Source organism: Streptomyces sp. NPDC107559, assembly GCF_055657365.1.
The window spans coordinates 290,545-309,301 of the sequence record NZ_JBVKBD010000003.1 but is presented as its reverse complement, the minus strand read 5'-3'; the positions used below and the strand labels follow the sequence as shown (position 1 = coordinate 309,301).

General features: G+C 72.5%; 13 protein-coding genes. 10 read left to right on the top strand and 3 right to left on the bottom strand.

All coding sequences use genetic code 11. The features are described 5' to 3' along the window. Positions 1-7 precede the first annotated feature (7 nt). The 7 genes from pstA (at position 8) to ACZ7OY_RS12800 (ending at position 10,760) form a co-directional block, all read left to right on the top strand. Positions 8-1,522, top strand: a complete 1,515-nt coding sequence (gene pstA / locus ACZ7OY_RS12830) for a phosphate ABC transporter permease PstA (RefSeq protein WP_471911430.1) — start codon at positions 8-10, stop codon at positions 1,520-1,522. Further along, complete coding sequence (locus ACZ7OY_RS12825) at positions 1,522-3,303, top strand: substrate-binding domain-containing protein (RefSeq protein WP_471911429.1); 1,782 nt, start codon at positions 1,522-1,524, stop codon at positions 3,301-3,303. The genes pstA and ACZ7OY_RS12825 overlap by 1 nt, the downstream gene beginning before the upstream one ends. Beyond that, positions 3,300-5,945 (top strand): hypothetical protein, encoded by a 2,646-nt coding sequence (locus tag ACZ7OY_RS12820; RefSeq protein WP_471911428.1) that lies wholly within the window; start codon positions 3,300-3,302, stop codon positions 5,943-5,945. The genes ACZ7OY_RS12825 and ACZ7OY_RS12820 overlap by 4 nt, the downstream gene beginning before the upstream one ends. A gap of 122 nt (positions 5,946-6,067) precedes the next feature. Then, positions 6,068-8,059 carry an Ig-like domain repeat protein gene (locus tag ACZ7OY_RS12815; protein WP_471911427.1) on the top strand — a complete coding sequence of 664 codons (1,992 nt, stop codon included), beginning with the start codon at positions 6,068-6,070 and terminating at the stop codon, positions 8,057-8,059. A gap of 152 nt (positions 8,060-8,211) precedes the next feature. Beyond that, complete coding sequence (locus tag ACZ7OY_RS12810) at positions 8,212-9,120, top strand: sortase (protein ID WP_471911426.1); 909 nt, start codon at positions 8,212-8,214, stop codon at positions 9,118-9,120. A gap of 89 nt (positions 9,121-9,209) precedes the next feature. Next, positions 9,210-10,016 (top strand): phosphate ABC transporter ATP-binding protein PstB, encoded by an 807-nt coding sequence (gene pstB / locus ACZ7OY_RS12805; protein WP_471911675.1) that lies wholly within the window; start codon positions 9,210-9,212, stop codon positions 10,014-10,016. A gap of 237 nt (positions 10,017-10,253) precedes the next feature. Further along, positions 10,254-10,760 (top strand): BlaI/MecI/CopY family transcriptional regulator, encoded by a 507-nt coding sequence (locus tag ACZ7OY_RS12800; protein ID WP_471911425.1) that lies wholly within the window; start codon positions 10,254-10,256, stop codon positions 10,758-10,760. 65 nt (positions 10,761-10,825) lie between these two features. Here the strand turns inward: ACZ7OY_RS12800 and ACZ7OY_RS12795 are convergent, their stop codons facing one another. Then, complete coding sequence (locus ACZ7OY_RS12795; RefSeq protein WP_471911424.1) at positions 10,826-11,896, bottom strand: sporulation protein; 1,071 nt, start codon at positions 11,894-11,896, stop codon at positions 10,826-10,828. A gap of 351 nt (positions 11,897-12,247) precedes the next feature. Between ACZ7OY_RS12795 and ACZ7OY_RS12790 the strand changes: the two genes are divergently transcribed. Further along, complete coding sequence (locus ACZ7OY_RS12790; RefSeq protein ID WP_471911423.1) at positions 12,248-14,632, top strand: ATP-binding cassette domain-containing protein; 2,385 nt, start codon at positions 12,248-12,250, stop codon at positions 14,630-14,632. Positions 14,633-14,808: 176 nt separating this feature from the next. Continuing rightward, positions 14,809-15,453, top strand: coding sequence for a hypothetical protein (locus ACZ7OY_RS12785; protein WP_471911422.1), 645 nt, complete (start codon positions 14,809-14,811; stop codon positions 15,451-15,453). A 95-nt stretch (positions 15,454-15,548) separates the two neighbouring features. Here ACZ7OY_RS12785 and ACZ7OY_RS12780 read toward each other — a convergent pair whose 3' ends face one another. After that, positions 15,549-16,379 carry a hypothetical protein gene (locus ACZ7OY_RS12780; protein ID WP_471911421.1) on the bottom strand — a complete coding sequence of 277 codons (831 nt, stop codon included), beginning with the start codon at positions 16,377-16,379 and terminating at the stop codon, positions 15,549-15,551. A 337-nt stretch (positions 16,380-16,716) separates the two neighbouring features. Continuing rightward, the gene (locus ACZ7OY_RS12775) at positions 16,717-17,490 is read right to left on the bottom strand and encodes a polysaccharide deacetylase family protein (RefSeq protein ID WP_471911420.1); all 774 of its coding nucleotides are present in this window, start codon (positions 17,488-17,490) and stop codon (positions 16,717-16,719) included. Positions 17,491-18,014: 524 nt separating this feature from the next. On the opposite strand from ACZ7OY_RS12775, the gene ACZ7OY_RS12770 reads away from it, so the two are divergent. Further along, positions 18,015-18,716, top strand: a complete 702-nt coding sequence (locus ACZ7OY_RS12770) for a hypothetical protein (RefSeq protein ID WP_471911419.1) — start codon at positions 18,015-18,017, stop codon at positions 18,714-18,716. The last annotated feature ends 41 nt before the right edge of the window (positions 18,717-18,757 follow it).

Here is an 18,757-nt window from a genome sequence, read left to right as displayed (position 1 = left end):
GCCTGACATGACCGTCGTGGAAGACACCAAGACGCTGCCCGCCGCGGCTGTGGAAGCGGCCGAGGCCCCGGAAGCGGCCGGGACCGGCGCCGGAGTCGTGGGCCCCGACCCCGTGGAGCTCCCCGACCGGCCCCGGCCCATCGGCGGACTCACCCGCTCGGGCGTGCTGTCGCTGGCCGGCGCCGCCGCCTCCGCGCTGTGCACGACCGTGCTGCTGTTCGGCGAACTCGCCCCGCTCTCCGGAGCGCTGGGCTTCACCGTCACGGCGTACCTGTCCTTCCTGCTGATCTACGCCGTGCTCACCGGCCTGGAGGAGGACCGCCAGGCCGTACGGGACCGGGTGATGACCGTCGTGCTGTGGACGGTGGCGCTGCTGATGCTCTCGGCGCTCGTCCTCGTCGTCGGGTTCATCGCCTGGCGCGGGCGCGAGGCGCTGCTGCACTGGAACTTCTTCACCCAGGACATGCAGGCGGCAGGACCGCTCGACCCGCTCACCAACGGCGGTATCGCGCACGCGATGCTCGGCACCCTGATCATGATCGCCATCGCGCTCACGATCACCGTGCCGCTCGGCATCGCCTGCGCGGTCTATCTCAACCAGATCCCGGGCCGCTTCTCCCGGTTCGTGCGGACCATCGTCGAGGCGATGACCGCGCTGCCGTCGATCGTGGCCGGTCTGACCGTGTACGCGACCTGGATCCTCTACCTCGGTATGCAGAAGTCCGGTCTGGCGGCGGGCTTCGCGATCAGCGTGATGATGCTGCCGATCGTGATCCGGGCGTCGGACGTGGTGCTGCGGCTGGTGCCGGGCACGCTGACCGAGGCCTCGGAGGCGCTGGGCGCACCGCGCTGGCGGACCGTGTGGCACGTGGTGCTGCCGACGGCCCGGTCCGGGCTCGCCACCGCCGTCATCCTCGGCACCGCGCGCGGTATCGGCGAGACCTCGCCGGTCCTGCTCACCGCGGGCTTCACCGCCGCGCGCAACGCCGACCCGACGAGCGGGCCGATGATCTCGCTGCCGCTCGCCGTCTTCAACTTCGTCAAGTCGCCGGAACCGACCATGATCGCCCGCGGGTTCGGCGCCGCGGCGGTGCTGATGGCGCTGGTGCTGGTGCTGTTCGTGGTCGCCCGGGTCATCGGCGGTCGCGGACCCGGTCACCAGAGCCGCCGCCAGGCCCGCCGGGCCGTCCGCGCCTCCCGTCAGGACGCGGCCCGCTTCGAGGAACTGGACGCGCCCCGGCTGTCGCTGTTCAAGGACACGGACCCGGACGGGTCCGAGGGCACCGAGGCCGTCGAGGACTCCGTGCCCGTCGAACCGGCCGTCCCCGGCAAGAACGTCGCGGCCGCTCAGGACGAGCCGGTCGCCGAGGACACCGAGCCCGCCGGAGCCGCCGCGCGCGGCGAGGACGTGTCCGACGCCGTGGTCGTCACGGACGCCCCGGCCGTCACGGACACCGCAACCCCTTCCCCTTCCCCTGCCCCCCGGCACACCCCCGTCGAGGACACCGGAGAGACCGACTGATGCTCAGCCACCTCATCGCTCGTCTGAGCCGCCTGCGGGCGCCGGCGACCCTCGGCGCGGTGTTCGGCGTGCTCGTGACGCTGCTGGCCGGCCCGCTGGCCGCGCCCGCCGCCGCCGACAGCTACACCCCGATCGCCGGAGCCGGCTCCACCTGGGCGGAGAACGCCGTCGACGAATGGCGCCGGGCCGTCAACCAGTACGGCATGCGGATCAGCTACGCCGGTACCGGATCCTCCGACGGCCGCCGGCAGTTCCTCAGCGGCACCGTCGACTTCGCCGTCTCGGACATCCCGTTCCAGACCCACCCGACGGACGGCTCCGCGGCCGAGCGGCCGGGCGCCGGATCGTACGCGTACATGCCGATCGTGGCGGGCGGCACCGTCTTCATGTACCACCTGACGGTCAACGGCAAGCGGGTCACCAACCTGCGGCTCTCCGGGGACGTCGTCACCAAGATCTTCACCGGGGTCGTCAAGACCTGGGACGACCCGATGATCAAGGCCGACAACCCCGGGGTGCAGCTGCCGCACCGCATCATCGTCCCGGTGGTCCGCTCGGACGGCTCGGGCTCCACGGCGCAGTTCACGATGTGGATGGCCAACCAGCACAAGTCGCTGTGGCAGGCGTACTGCGGGCGCGTCGGACGGTCCGGGGCCTGCGGGCAGACCTCGTACTACCCGACCGTCACCGGCATGATCGCCCAGTCCGGCGACCTCGGCGTGGCGGGCTACGTCGCCCAGAACTACGGCGAGGGCGCGATCGGTTACGTCAACTACTCGTACGCGCTCAACGCGCACTACCCGGTCGCCAAGGTCCTCAACCACGCGGGCTACTACACCGAGCCGACCCCGCAGAACGTCGCGGTGTCGCTGCTCAAGGCGAGGATCAACACCAACAAGAGCTCCGCGGACTACCTCACCCAGCAGCTCGACGGCGTCTACAACGACTCCGACAAGCGCAACTACCCGCTGTCCAGCTACTCGTACATGATCCTGCCGCTGAAGGTGCAGGGCACCTTCACCAAGGCCAAGGGCAAGACGCTCGGCGCGTTCTCGTACTACTTCATGTGCCAGGGCCAGCAGTCGGCTCCCCAGCTCGGCTACTCGCCGCTGCCGATCAACCTGGTGAAGGCGGGCTTCGAGCAGATCCGCCGGATCCCCGGCGTGGCCGCGAAGAACATCAACGTCCAGGGCTGCAACAACCCGACCTTCACCGCGAACGGCCGTAACAAGCTCGCGGAGACGGCCCCCTACCCGGCCGCCTGCGACAAGAAGGGTGCCGCGCCCTGCGGCACCGGCAGCGGCGGCGCCACGTCCAACGGCAGCGGCGGCGCTTCCGGCGGCACCTCCGGGGGCTCGGCCTCCGGCGGCACCTCGGGCGGCGCCGGCGGCGCGGCCACGGGCGGCACGGCGGGCGGCAGCGCGGCGAGCGGCGGGGCGACCGGCTCGGCCGCCGCGGGCGGCGCGTCCGGCGGCTCCGGCGGCACGACCGTCGACCCGGACACCGGCCAGGTCATCGCGGCGGCGAACAACGCGTCCGGCGGCTCCGGCGGCGCGTCCGGCGACGACACCGTCGCCCTCGCCCAGCCGATCACCGTGGCAGCGGAGCACGGCTGGACCGGCACGCAGACCCTGATGCTGCTGGCCGCGCTGCTGGTGTTCGCACTGGTGCTGCTGCCCTCCGTGGTGTCGCGACTGATCACGGCCGGCCGTGACGGCGGCGCCCGCACCACCGCCTCCGGCTCCGCCGACTCCTCCGGCACGGACGGGAGTACACGATGAAGCGCCTGCGCGGCATCCTCGTGCGGCTGGTGGCCGGCGCCGCGGTCGGCGCCCTGGCCGGCCTCGCGGTCGCCCAGTCGGCACCCAGCGCCACCGCGGCCGACGACACCGGCTCCGCCGTCACCGTCTCCGGGCGCGGCGAGTTCAAGGACATGCGGTTCACGGTGAGCCAGACCAAGCGGCTCACCAGCCAGGCCATCACGGTGAGCTGGTCGGGCGGCGAGCCGACGACCTTCGCCGGCACGCTGTTCAACACCAACTTCGTGCAGATCATGCAGTGCTGGGGCGACGACGACGGCACCGTGCCGTCCAACCCCGGCCCGTCCCGCACCCAGTGCCAGTACGGCGCCTCCCCGACCACCGACCGGGGCAGCTGGCCCGGCAACGAGTACGACGACACCCGCAAGGTCTTCTACAGCACTGACCCGGGCAACTACGGCCAGGACGACCGGTACGGGGCGGCCGGCGCCAACGGGCTGGGCGAGGTGCCCTTCAAGTCCGTCGACGGCACGCTGATCACCAGCGGCACCCAGAACAACTCCTTCTTCAACCGCAACACCACCAACGAGGTCGACTTCGCCCGCACCGGCGCCGCCGGCACCGGCAAGGAGTACTTCGAGGTCCAGACCGCCAACGAGGCGCCGCACCTCGGCTGCGGCATGCCGGTCAGGACCGGCGGCGTGACCAAGCCCCGCTCCTGCTGGCTGGTGATCGTCCCGCAGGGCCGCCTCGACCTCGACGGCAAGCCCTACGCCGACACCAGCACCGTCAACGCGGGCTCCCCGGTCTCCTCCACCAACTGGAAGAACCGCATCGCGATCAAGCTGGACTTCAACTCGGTCGGCACCAACTGCGCGCTCGGCTCCGACGAGCGGCCCACCACCGGCAGCGAGCTCGTCGCCGACGCCATGACGAGCTGGCAGGCGGCCCTGTGCCCGACCGGCAAGGTCTACGGCTACACCGAACTCGGCGAGCCCGACACCCGGGCCCGGCTGAGCGCGGACGGATCCGCCGGGATGGCCTTCACCACCCGCGCCCTGGGCGCCGACGAGGGCACCACCGCCCCGTCCGGCACCACCACGTACGCGCCGGTGGCGCTGTCCGGCACCGTGATCGGCTTCACCATCGAGCGCAGGCCCAAGTCCGGAGCGCCGGACGACATCCGCAAGCTCGCCGGCACCAAGGTCGAGTCGATCGACCTCACCCCCCGGCTGGTCGCCAAGCTGCTCACCGAGTCGTACCGCAACTCCACCTGGGGCTCGGTGCTCGGCGGCGTCGCCGCCAAGGGGTACGAGTGGGCGAAGAACAACCCGGCGGGCCTGGCGAGCGACCCCGAGTTCATCTCCCTCAACCCCGAGTTCGCCTCTCTCTCGGTCGCCGAGACCCCGGCCACCGACACCGACCTGATCACCTCGCTCGGCCACACCGACACCGCCCGCGCGCTGTGGCGGTGGGTCATGTCCGACGGCTCGGCACGCAAGTTCCTCGCCGGGCAGTCCGACGACTGGGGCATGCAGGTGAACCCGTACTACTCCACCAGTGCGGACATCAGCCCCACCGGCGCCGCCTTCGACGCCTCCCGCGCCGACGACTACCCCAAGAGCGACCCCTGGTGCTCGATCCCGCCGGGCACCGACGCCACCCTCAAGCAGTGCATGACCGACTACCACCCGTACGTGGACGATCTGCACTCCGGTGCGCTGCACACGCGGCGCGCGGACACGCTCTGGAAGTCGACCTGGGACCCGCTGGCCAACCCGCCCGCGTTCAAGAGCGCCGGCCCGCAGACGGTCGGCTCCCGGTTCGTGATCACGGTGACCGACGCGGCGTCCGCCGCCCGCTACGGGCTGCAGACCGCCCGGCTGCGCAACGCGGCGGGCAAGTTCGTCGCCCCCGACGAGGCGTCCCTGACCGCCGCGGCCGCGAGCGCGTCCGGCACGGGCACCCCCGAGATCGACCCGGCCACGGCGACCGCCGAGGGCGCCTACCCGCTGGCCCAGCTCGTCCACGCGGCGGTACGGCCCGGCTCGCTGAGCGCCGCCGCCCGCAAGGACTACGCGGCACTGCTGCGGTACGCGGCCGGCACCGGCCAGGTCAGCGGCGCCGACCCGGGCCGCCTGCCGGCCGGTTACGCCCCGCTGTCCAAGGCACTGCGCGAGCGCGCCCTGAGCGCCGCCGACGCCCTGGCGAAGTACACCGCCCCGGCCGGTTCGGACACCGGTTCCGGGTCCGGCTCGGGCTCCGGCGGGACCGACGGCGGCACCGATGTCATCGGTTCCGGCAGTGACCTGGGCGGCGCGGGCGGCGCGGCCTCCGACGGCACGCCGAACAACCTCGGCCAGTCGCCCGCGGCGGCCGGCGGCACGGGCAGCACGCCCACCGTCAAGGCGTCGTACGACGGCGGCAAGGCCGTGCAGACCACGGCCGCCGGCACCACCCCGGACGACCCGGCGAACTCGCTGCGCTACGCCGTCCCGGTCGGGGCCGCGCTCGGCGCCGCCGCCGCCCTGGGCGCGCCCTTCGCGGGCGGCAGCAGGCCGCGGCTGCCGCTGCGCATGCCGCTGCCGGGAGGCCGCACCGTGACCGTCGTCCCGCAGCTCACGCTGCCGGAGCGACTGCGGCGGCTGCTGCCGCCGCGGTGACCCGGCGGAGCCTCCCGCGGGGGGCTCCCCACAGACGACCGCCCGCCCCGAAAGGCAGTCGGGGCGGACGGTCAGTACCACCCTGCCAGATCCACCCGCGCACAATCCTCAGGAGAACCTCCATGCGCTCTTCGCGCTCTACGGCCGCGCTCGTCGCCGCCGCTGTGGTGGCCGGCGGCCTGGCTCTCGCGAGCCCTGCGTACGCCGACCCCACCACGCCCGGCACCTTCCGCTCGCTCGTCGGCGTCGGCTCCGACACCACGCAGGACGTGCTCAACGCCCTCGCGGGCGACTCGGTGAACGGCGTCACCCGCCCCGCCGTGCAGGCGGAGAGCGGCGCGGGCATCGCCTCCTACGACGCGATCGAGCCCGGCACCGGCTCCACCACCTCCAGCATCAAGACCCGCTCCACCGGGCCCTCCTTCCTGCGCCCGAACGGCTCCGGCAAGGGCCGTCTGGCCCTCAGCCAGGCGCTGACCGGCGACAAGTACCCGGACAGCTCCGGCGTCGCCATCACGGGCCAGGTCGACTTCGCGCGCTCCTCCAGCGGTCCGAGCACCTCCGGCACCGCGCTGACCTACATCCCGTTCGCGCGGGACGCGGTCGGTGTCGCGGTCAAGGGCTCCTCCGACCTGGACGGCCTGTCGGTCGACGACCTCCACGACATCTACTCGGGCACCCTCACCGAGATCAACGGCCAGACCCTGCACCCGAAGATCCCGCAGTCGGGTTCCGGAACCCGCAAGTTCTTCCTGGGCGCCATCGGTCTCACCGACGCCACGCTCTCCCCGAACATCCCGACCGTCCAGGAGAACCAGGCCGACGACGGCCTCACCGAGGACGGCGCGATCGAGCCGTTCTCCGTGGGCAGCTGGATCGCCCAGATCAACGGGGTCGCCCCCGACCACAGCAAGGACGCCGCGACCGCCGGCGGCCGCCTGGCCAGCGTGACGCTGCCCGGCGACACGGGTGCCACCAGCCCGGTCGCCATGGCCAACGGCAAGCTCACCCCGGTCAACTACTACTACGAGAACGCGACCTTCGGCCGCGACGTCTACAACGTCGTCCCGACCCGCGCGATCGACCCGACGAGCGTCTTCTTCGACAAGGACCTCTACGACGTCTTCGTCACCAGCGGCAGCCACACCGCCGCCATGGCGTCCGACAACGCCGAGACCACCATCGCCGCGTTCGGCTTCGTGAACGAGGCCTACAACGGCTCGGTCAACCCGGCCAAGCACGCCAAGCTCGGCGGCCTGGAGGAGTCGGGCATCGACCTCTCGACGCCCGCCGCGCCCGTGCTGAAGGCCACCCTCGGCGACGCGAGCGTCAAGCTCACCTGGACCGCGCCCGCCCCCACCGGCCTGCCGCTCACCGACTACCGGGTCACGCTGACCGGCTCGGACGGCGCCGTCGTGGCGACCAAGGACGTCCCGGCCGGCACCACGTCGTACTCCTTCACCGGCCTGGTCACCGGCACCTACACGGCCACCGTCTCCGGCGCCAACCTCAACGGCACGGGCGCGGGCGCCACCTGGACCGGCGCGGTCAAGTACGCCAGCACCACGAAGGCGACCGTCGTGAGCGCCGCCTACGGCCAGACCCCCAAGGTCGCCGTCACCGTCACCGGCACGCACGGCGTCGTCGCGTCCGGCAAGGTCACGGTGAAGGAGGGCAGCACCGTCCTCGGCACCGCCACCCTGGGCAGCACCGGCAAGGCCACCGTCGCCCTGTCGAACCACCTCAAGGTCGCCACCCACGCGCTGTCCGTCTCCTACAGCGGCGCCACCAAGCTCAACACCTCCGCGGCGACCGTCTCGCTGAAGGTCGTCAAGGCGACCCCGGCGGTCAGCGTCAGCGCGCCCACCTCGGTCAAGCACACCTCCCGGGGCAAGGTCACCGTCAAGGTCACCGCGACCGGCACCACCCCGGCCGGCACCGTGCGCATCTACGAGGGCAGCCGCATCATCGCCACCGGCACGCTGAGCGGCGGCAAGGTGACCATCACCCTGCCGAAGCTGCGCACCGGCCGGCACACGCTGCACGCGTACTACGCGGGCTCGACGACCGTGAACACCCGCAACGGGGCGAACTTCGTCGTCAAGTCGGTCTGATCCGGCACCCGTTGTCCCCGCCCGCCGGGGCGGCCGCCCATCGCGGCCGCCCCGGCGGGACCGGCTGCCGGAGCGGGCGCCACCCGCGACAGCACCGGCCACCCCCATCCGGCACCACCCTCAGCACCCATCCAGCGAAGGAGGCGGGCCCCGTGACGGTCGCCGTACAGACACCCCTCGCACCGACCGCGGTCCTGCCGCGCGTGCGGAGCATCACCGCGGTCCGCCACCTCGCCCGGGGCGGTCTGCTGAGCCTCGCCGCCCTGCTGCTCGGTATCACCGCGCAGCTGCTGCTGTTCAGCGGGGCACAGGAACACTCCGCACAGCAGGCCACGTTCGACGAACTGCGCAAGCAACTCGCCCTCGGCACGGCCCCGGTGGCCCAGACCGACCAGGAGGGCAAGCTGCTGACGCCGGGCAGCCCGCTCGCGCTGATCAAGGTCCCTTCGCTCGGCCTCCAGCAGGTGGTCCTCGAAGGCACCGACTCCGCCGTCCTGACCGGCGGCCCCGGCCACCGCAGGGACACCCCGCTGCCCGGACAGGCCGGCACCAGCGTGCTGATGGGGCGTGCCGCGGCGTACGGCGGACCGTTCGGACGGCTGGCCGAGCTCGCCGAGGGTGACCGGATCACCGTGACCACCGGGCAGGGCAAGGCGACCTACGAGGTCCTCGACGTCCGGCGCGCCGGTGACCCGGCGCCCACCCCGGTCGCCGCGGGCGAGGGCCGCCTCGTCCTGGTCACCGCCACCGGCCCGAGTTTCATGCCGGGCGGGCTGCTGCGGGTGGACGCCGACCTGGTCTCCGCGGCCTTCCCGACCCCGTCGGCCGTCGTCCGCCCCGGCACGCTGCCGGAGGCCGAGCAGCCGCTGGCCCGGCCGGCCGGAGTGCCCTGGCCGCTGGTGCTGTGGCTCCAGGCGCTGCTGGCCGCGGCCGTCGCCGCCGTCTGGGCGTGGCACCGCTGGGGACGGCACCAGACCTGGATCGTGTTCGCGCCGGTCGTCGCCGTCCTGGGCCTCCAGGTCGCCACGCGCACCACCGAACTCCTGCCCAACCTGCTGTGACCGACCGCCGCCCGAGCCCCGCAGTGAATCCGCGAACCGAGGTACCCGACGTGACCGACACGACCCTCTCCCCCACCGACACCGTCGTCCTGCCCTCGCCGGCCGGCGCCGCCGCCGTCGGCCCCGCGACCCTCCAGGCGCGGGCCGTGTCGGCCTGGTTCGGCAACCACAAGGTCCTCGAACGGGTCTCCCTCACCATGCCCGCCGGGCAGGTCACCGCTCTGATCGGCCCGTCCGGCTGCGGCAAGTCGACGTTCCTGCGCACTCTGAACCGGATGCACGAGCTGATCCCGGCGGCGCAGTTCGCGGGCGAGGTCCTCTTCGAGGGCGAGGACATCTACGGCCCCGCGCGGCGGCTGACGGACGCCCGTCGGCGCATCGGCATGGTCTTCCAGAAGCCGAACCCGTTCCCGGCCATGTCGATCTACGACAACGTGGTGGCGGGCCTGAAGCTGACGGGCACGCGCGCCGGCCGCCGGGAGAAGGACGTGCTGGTCGAGGAGTCCCTGACCCGGGCCGGCCTGTGGAAGGAGGTCCACAACCGCCTCCGTCAGCCCGGCGGCGCGCTCTCCGGCGGCCAGCAGCAGCGCCTGTGCATCGCCCGTGCCCTCGCCGTACGGCCCCGGGTGCTGCTGATGGACGAGCCCTGCTCGGCGCTGGACCCGACCTCCACCCGGCGGGTCGAGGAGACCATCCACGAGCTCGCCGGCGAGGTGACCATCGTGATCGTCACCCACAACATGCAGCAGGCGGCCCGCGTCTCCGACCAGTGCGCCTTCTTCCTCGCCGAACAGGGCACCCCGGGCGGGATCGTCGAGCAGGGACCCACCGAGCGGATCTTCGGCAACCCCGAGGACCCGCGCACCGCGGACTACGTGGCGGGCCGCTTCGGCTGATCCGCACGCTCCGCGTCTCCCGACGGCCGGCCCCGCCCGGCGCCCGCACACCGGCTCGGTGCGCAGGGCGACCGGCGCGGAGGCCGGCCGTGGCGTTCCACCGGCCGGACCCCGATGCGGATCTACAGCACTGTCGAAGGTGCGGGGAGGGCGCTCATCGCTCATTACGATGGGCGCTCGTCCAGGCGTACGACGGGCGGGAGGCGCGACACACACCCCAGGGGTCAGGGAGGCACAGTGGCGGAGCGGGACGAGGACGGGGCGCGGCCGGACGCCCCCGGGCGCAGGCGCGGCCAGGGCGAGCTGGAGGCCCAGGTGCTGTCCGCCCTGAAGGCGGCGCCCGGACCGGTACCGGCGGGCTGGGTGCGCGAACGGCTCGGCGGCACCCTCGCCTACACCACCGTCATGACGATCCTCACCCGGCTCCAGGCCAAGGGCGCGGTCACCCGGGAGCGGGCGGGCCGGTCGTTCGCCTGGACGGCGGCCGCGGACGCGGCGGGCCTGGCCGCCCACCGGATGCGCAGGGTCCTGGACGGCGAGACCGACCGGGAGGCGGTGCTGGCCAGCTTCGTCGCCGGACTCGCGCCCGGCGACGAGGAACTGCTGCGCAGGCTGCTCCAGAAGACCGACGAGACCGACGAGACCGACGAGACCGACGAGACCGACGAGACCGACGAGACCGACGAGACCGACGAGACCGACGAGGACGACCGGGACGCGCCGGGAACGGGCCGGGCGGGCTAAACCGGGGGCGTGCCCGTCCTCCCCGGCCCGCGCCCGGGGCCCGTCCGGCGGCCCCCCGCCGCGGCTCAGTCCTCGTCGTCCCCGCCCTCGTCGTCGTCCCCCTCGAAGAAGTCCCCGATCTCGTCCACGACCTCCGCCGCCACCAGCCCGCCGACGACACCGACCGCCAGCCCCGCCGCACCGGCCGCGACGGCGGTGCCCAGGCCGGGGCCGGAACGGTGGTTCTCGTCGTGACGGCGGTCGTGCCGGCCGTGCTCGTCGTACCCGTGCCCGCCTCCGTACGGGTCCTGGTACCCGCCGGGGTACGGATCCCCGTGCCCGTACGCCGCCGAGTTTCCGTACCCCGCGCCGGAGCCGTGGGCCGCCCGGTGCTCGACGAGCTGCCGGATCCAGCCGTCGACCTCGGTGTTCCAGTCCCGCCCGGGCACGTCCCGGTGGCCGACGGTGAAGCGGACCAGCGCGTCGTGTCCTTCGGAGAAGAGGCCGCCGCGCCGGTCGGCCTCCAGGATCACCTCCGTCCGGTCGGAGCCGGCCAGGAAGGTCACCTCGATCTCGCCGACGGCGTGCGCGTACTGCGGCGCCGGGGTCAGCTCGATCTCCTGGTAGAAGGGCAGCCGTTGATCCGTACCGCCGATCCGCCCGTATTCGAGGTCCGCGGATCCGAAGCCGAAGCCCAGCTGCCCGAGCGCCTCCAGGACCGCCTCCTGGGCGGGCAGCGGCCGCACGGCGAGCGGGTCCAGGTCGCCCTTGTCCCGCGCCCCGGACACCGCGAGCTCGGTGCGCACCCCGAGCACGATCCCCAGCTGCTGCCCGTACAGCTCGCTGACCGGCGTCTCCCACGGCAGCGTCACCTGGAACGGAACGCTGAACAACGCCTCCTCGCCGAGCCGGAACGCACCGCCCACCACGAACCGTTCGAAGACGACGAAGCCCTCGCTCTCGCCCTCCTCGTGCTCGGCCTCGACCCGGGCGACGAGCTCCAGGGCGATGTGCTCGACGTCGACGGCCGAACCGCCGCCCCGCAGGTGCACCTGCCCGGACAGCAGCCCGCCGGGCGGCACCGCGCCGTGGTCCAGAACCGTGTCCACCGAGGGGCCGTCCACACCGATGGCCCCGAGCAGCCGTTTGAACACCATGCCGGTGTCGCTCCTTCACTGATCGCCCGCGTCGCTCCGCGGCCCGGCGCGGGTCGCGACGGGCCGTCGCCACCAGAACTGCCGCACCGGGTAAAGAAGTTCCCAAGGCGCCCGTACGGGTGACGCTTCCGCCGCGTGCCCGCCGCCGCTCGCCGGGTGCTCGGGACGGGCAGTTTTCGAGAAGCGCCGAACGGCGGTCCGGCCCTAGCCTGATCGCCGTGGCCGCCACCCCGTCCCGCGGGGCGACGGCGCGGGACGTCGTCCCGGATCGCCCCCGGCCGGCCGGGCCGGTCGGGTAGACAGGGGGGACCGCGAAGGCGGTCCGCACGACCGTACGGAGAGAGGACGAGCATGGCCAGGAGGACGGACGCGCAGTCGTCCGCGCCGCACGGCGCCGACAGTCACGATCTGATCCGCGTGCACGGTGCGCGCGAGAACAACCTCAAGGACGTCAGCGTCGAGATCCCGAAGCGCCGGCTGACGGTGTTCACCGGCGTCTCCGGCTCCGGCAAGAGCTCCCTGGTGTTCGACACCATCGCCGCGGAGTCGCAGCGGCTGATCAACGAGACCTACAGCGCCTTCGTGCAGGGCTTCATGCCGACCCTGGCGCGGCCCGAGGTCGACGTCCTGGACGGGCTGACCACCGCGATCATCGTCGACCAGCAGCGGATGGGCTCCGACCTGCGCTCCACGGTCGGCACCGCCACCGACGCCAACGCCATGCTGCGCATCCTCTTCAGCCGGCTCGCCCGGCCGCACATCGGCTCGCCCAAGGCGTACTCCTTCAACGTCGCCTCGATCAGCGGCGCGGGCGCGGTCACCCTGGAGCGTGCCGGGCAGACCGTGAAGGAACGCCGCTCCTTCAGCATCACCGGCGGGATGTGCCCGCGCTGCGAGGGCCGGGGCTCGGTCACCGACCTCGACCTCACCCAGCTCTACGACGACTCCAAGTCGCTCAACGAGGGCGCGCTCACCATCCCCGGCTACAAGTCGGGCGGCTGGAACTACCGGCTCTACACCGAGTCGGGCCTCGTCGATGCGGACAAGCCGATCCGCAAGTACACCAAGAAGGAACTGCACGCCTTCCTGTACCTCGAACCGACCCGCATGAAGATCGCGGGCATCAACATGACCTACGAGGGGCTGATCCCCCGGGTCCAGAAGTCGATGCTGAACAAGGACAAGGAGGCGATGCAGCCGCACATCCGGGCGTTCGTGGAGCGTGCGGTCACCTTCACCGCCTGTCCCGACTGCGAGGGCACCCGGCTCACCGAGGCGGCCCGGTCGTCGAAGATCGAGGGCGTCAGCATCGCCGACGTCTGCGCGATGCAGATCAGCGACCTCGCCGAGTGGGTGCGGGGTCTGGACGAGCCGTCGGTGGCACCGCTGCTGACGTCCTTGCAGCAGACCCTCGACTCCTTCGTGGAGATCGGCCTCGGCTATCTCTCGCTGGAGCGGCCCTCGGGCACCCTGTCGGGCGGCGAGGCGCAGCGCGTCAAGATGATCCGCCACCTCGGCTCCTCGCTCACCGACGTCACCTATGTCTTCGACGAGCCCACCATCGGTCTGCACCCCCATGACATCCAGCGGATGAACGGCCTGCTGCTGAGGCTGCGGGACAAGGGCAACACGGTGCTCGTCGTGGAGCACAAGCCGGAGACGATCGCGATCGCCGACCACGTCGTCGACCTCGGCCCCGGCGCCGGCACGGCGGGCGGCACCGTCTGCTTCGAGGGCACCGTCGAGGGGCTGCGGTCCGGCGGGACCATCACCGGGCGTCACTTCGGCGACCGCGCCTCGCTCAAGAAGACGGTGCGCAAGCCCACCGGCGCGCTGGAGATCCGCGGCGCCTCGGCGCACAACCTGCGCGACGTGGACGTCGACATCCCGCTCGGGGTGCTGTGTGTGGTCACGGGCGTCGCCGGTTCCGGCAAGAGCTCGCTGATCCACGGTTCGGTCCCCGCCTCCGCGGGGGTGGTGTCGGTGGACCAGGCGCCGGTACGCGGTTCCCGGCGCAGCAACCCGGCGACGTACACCGGACTGCTCGACCCGATCCGCAAGGCGTTCGCGACGGCCAACGACGTCAAGCCGGCGCTGTTCAGCGCCAACTCCGAGGGCGCCTGCCCCACCTGCAACGGGGCCGGCGTCGTCTACACCGACCTGGCGATGATGGCCGGGGTCGCCACCCTCTGCGAGGAGTGCGAGGGCAAGCGGTTCCAGGCGGCGGTGCTGGAGTACCACCTCGGCGGCCGCGACATCAGCGAGGTGCTCGCGATGTCGGTGACCGAGGCCGAGGAGTTCTTCGGCGCCGGCGAGGCGAAGACCCCGGCGGCGCACCGCATCCTCGGCCGGCTCGCCGACGTCGGCCTCGGCTATCTCAGCCTCGGCCAGCCGCTGACCACGCTGTCCGGCGGCGAGCGCCAGCGGCTGAAGCTGGCCACCCACATGGCCGACAAGGGCGGTGTCTACGTCCTCGACGAGCCGACCGCGGGCCTCCACCTCGCCGACGTCGAGCATCTGCTCGGCCTGCTCGACCGGCTCGTCGACGCGGGCAAGTCGGTCATCGTCGTCGAACACCACCAGGCGGTCATGGCGCACGCCGACTGGATCATCGACCTCGGTCCGGGCGCGGGCCACGACGGGGGCCGGATCGTCTTCGAGGGCACCCCGGCCGACCTCGTCGCCGCCCGCTCCACCCTCACCGGCGAACACCTTTCTTCGTACGTCGGCGGCTGACCGCAGCGGCCGGCCGCGTATGTGAAACCGAGACAGTTCCGAGGGGCGGCTCATGCAACCGTTGAGCCGCCCCCGGTGGTCGTAGGGGGCAGGTCGGCGGTCCTTCCCGCGTCGGCCGCACACCCCGGTCAAACAGGTCGTGAACGTGATGTTCCCGGTCGAAGAAGGGATTCGCCATGCCCGCTCTCAGAGGCACTTCGGTGGCAGCGCTGTTGGGTGGTCTCCTGCTGCTGACGGCGTGCCAGGGCGGTTCGGACACCGGTGCCTCCGGCTCCTCCGCCCCGCAGGCCTCGGCCACGACGGCCACCGCTACGGGCGCCCCGGCCGCCGGTGGGCCGTCCGACCCCGCCGCCGCGCCCACCGCGCCGGCCGCGTCCACCCCCGAGCAGTCGACCGCGTCCACCCCCAAGCAGTCGACCGCTCCCGCCGTCCCGGCCAAGGTCACCGCCCCCGCCTTCGCCGGCTGCCGCAACCTCGCGGTGAGCGCCGAGGCGAAGTCCGCGGTGACGGCGGCCTACCGGCGCACCGTCCCCGTCCTCGTCCATGTGGAGCCGGTGCCCGGGCAGTTCTTCTACGGCCAGTGCGGCGCCGACCGCTACGCCGCCACCCGCTTCCGGCCCACCGCCGGGGCCACCGAAGCCGAACTCGTCAACCTCCAGGACGAGGGCACCGCCACCAAGTACTTCCGCGCCGCCGCCGGAGGCGGCTGGGCCTATGTCGCCACCGACGGCTTCCCCAGGAGCGCGCACGGCTGCGGCGACATCCCGGAGATCCCGAACGCCCTGGCCAAGGCCTGGCAGAACTGCCTGGGCGGGCGCTGACCTCGCGGGCCGCACCCGTCGGACGGCCGGGCGTCCGAGACCGACCGTCCGGGCCCGCCGACGCCGACCGCCCGGGCCCGGACGGTCGGTCCGGATCAGGAGCCGGCGCTCCCCGGCCCCGCTGCCGGCCGGCCCGGCGGCGGAGGCAGCGGGGGCGGCGGTGACAGCCGGGTGCCGGAAGGGGTGTCGTCGTCCAGGTCACCGCGCAGGGCGGCGATGACGAAGGCCGTCATGGAGGCCAGCAGGAGCAGCGTCAGCGGTCCCCAGATCGCCGGGATCGCCCACATCGGCAGGTCCCTGTTGTCCTGCACCAGGAGTGCCAGCAGGGCGGCGCCGCTCATGCCGACGCCGTGCCACCGTACGACGGACGCCGCTCGCGCGTGTCGCCGATCGTTCCGCCCCAGCAGCGACCACGCTCCTCCGACACAGGCGGTCAGACCGAGCGAGACGAAGATGAGCGCCCCACCGAACCGGTCCTCGGGCCACTCCTCGGGTCCTTCGGAGGTCGCCTGCCGACGTCCGTCGGTGTCCTGCACCTCGACGATCCGCCCACGCCAGATCAGACCGACGACCCTGTCGCCCGGCTCCATCTCCGAGAGCACCGGATCGGATTGCCGGAACGTCACTTTCCACAGCTTGCCGGACGGCAGCGACAACTCCGCGTGCGGCGAGATCCGCCGCGCTGCCCTGTACCTGTCGGCCGTGCGAACGGTGAACCGCTCCTTCCACAGACAGTCCGACGGTGTCACCGGGACGGACGCGCAGTCGGCAGCGGTGCGGAACTCCCGCTCCCGGTCCAGCGCCCCGCGCATCAGCGAGGCCGTTACCGCCGCCGCGGCGAGAGCCAGGACGCCGATCAGCAGCCAGACCACACCGACTTGCGCCGTGTCCCGTTTCGGTTCCACCGTGCCCCATCGCCTTCCCATGGCCTGCCCGCACCTGTATTCGAGCAGGTGGAGCGGGAGTCCGCCCATGCCCGCTCCCGGCAATGGACGGACCGTCCTGTCTGCCGGGTGGAGGCAACGAGGTCCGTCGCGGAGCTGTTGCCGACCGTGCAACCTTCCTTCTCGACGGACAGCCCGACTTCCGGCCGGTACAGGACAGTCGCCGGTATTGCTTCTGTCCCCCATGGGGGATGTCACGAGGTGGTCCTCGACCCGGCCGCCCGACAGTACGAACAAGGGCCCGGCAGCGGGGACAAGGAAGAGGGGCGAGCCCGCGGCTCGCCCCCCCTGGGGATCTGTCCGGCACCCGGCCGGTGGCTCAGCGCACCGGGAAGCCGAAGGAGCAGCCCTGCTCCTTGAGCCAGGGCAGGACGCGGCGCAGGGCCTCGACGGTCTGGGCGCGGTCGCCTCCCGCGTCGTGGAAGAGGATCGTCGGCCCGTTGGGAAGCTCCCGCTGGACGGTGGCGACGATGGCGTCCGCGCCCGGCTGCTCGAAGTCCTTGGTGTCCACGTTCCAGCCCAGCGGGCGCATGCCCCGGGAAGCGGCGAGCTTGCGGCTGTCGGGGGTGAAGGCGCCGCCCGGGGCGCGGTAGTACATCGGCCGCACGCCCCCGGACGCCTCGGTGATCATGCGTTCGGCGTCGAGTATCTCCCGGGACTGGTAGGCCAGGGGCTTCTTGTCCATGGAGGTGTCGTGCGACACCGTGTGGTCGCACAGCCGGTGCCCGGCGGCGACCACCTTCTTCACGAGGTCCGGGTGGGCCTGCGCCTGCGTCCCCACCATGCAGAACGTGGCCTTCACCCCGTACTCCCGCAGCACGTCGAGCACTTGGGGGGTCCAGACGGGGTCGGGGCCGTCGTCGATGGTGATGTTGACGCCGTGTGCGCCCTTGTCCGAGGCGTGCGCGATGGTTATCGCGACCGCCTTGACGGCATCGCTCGGCTTCGCCGAGGCGGTCGCCTTCGGCGACGGGTCGTTCACGGCGTCGGCCTGCGCGGTCCACAGCGAGGCACCGACGGCGAACATCGTCACCCCGAGTGCCGCCCCGATCATCTTGCCGTACCAGCCGCGCACCCCGCCGTGCCGTGCCATGTCCGCCCCGCTTTCGCCCAGTGCCTCGTCGGTCCCCGGTCGCCGTGCGACCACTTGGCAGGACGAGGAAAGCCGGCCAGGGGATCCGTCCGTTACCGATCACGGACAATCCCGGGAGAGTTCGCGGACAACCGGGCCGGGTCGCCGTGCCGCCAGGGGGACCGGGTCGCCGTGCCACGTTGTACGGCTGCCGGATAACGGCTGCTCACCTGGACCGCAGCCGAAGGCCGTCGGCCGCCGGTCATCGGCCGCCGGTCATCGGCCGCCGGTAATCAGCCGTCGGTCATCGGTCTTCGGCTGTCGGGTGGAAAGGGCTGCACCGTCCGAGGGGACCACGCGCCCGAATCCGTCGCCGCGGGTGTCGGCGCAGGCAGCATCGGCCCTGCCCCCCGAGCCACGGCGCCGTCGACTTCGGCGCCGTACTGGCCACGGCCGCCCCCGCCGCGCCGCACACCAACGTCCCGTGCAGTGAGAGCGCCCTGTTCGCCGCCATCACCGCTGCCAACGCGGGAGGCGGAAACCTGGTGCTGTCGTGGGGCTGCACCTACGAGCTCAGCGCGCCTCTGCCGGAGATCGTCAGCACGGTCGTCATCAACGCCCGCCACAGCACCATCACCCGCGACTCCGCGGCCAGTTTCGGCATCCTCTCCGTCGGCAGCAGCGGCAATCTCATGCTGAGGGACGCCACCATCACCAACGGCGCCGCGCCCGACTTCGGCGGCAGCATCGCGAACCGCGGCAGGCTGACCGTCACCGGCAGCGCCATCCGCGACAACAGCGCCAACTTCTCGGGCGGGATCGGCGGCGGAACGGGGTCCGTCACCCTGATCCAGCGGACCAACATCATGGACAACATGGCCAACGTGAACGGCGGCGGCGTCGCCAACGACGGCGACATGACCATCACCGACAGCCGCATCATCGGCAACCACGCCGGTGCCATCGGCGGCGGTGCGGCCAACGACGGCACCCTGCGGATCACGCGGACCAACGTCAACGACAACACCGCCGGACGGGCCGGAGGCGTCGCCAACTTCACCGGCTCCTTCGGGCCCAGCTCGGTCACCGTCACGAACAGCAACATCAACAGCAACGCGTCCACCATCGCCCCCGGCGGTGTCCTCAACACCGGCGGCACCGTCGCCCTGATCAAATCCCGGGTCCGCGGCAACGCCCCCACCAACTGCGCGGGCAGCGACGTCCCCGTCCCGAACTGCATGGGCTGAGCCACGGCAGACCTGCCCCAGGACGGGGAACGGGCCCGGAC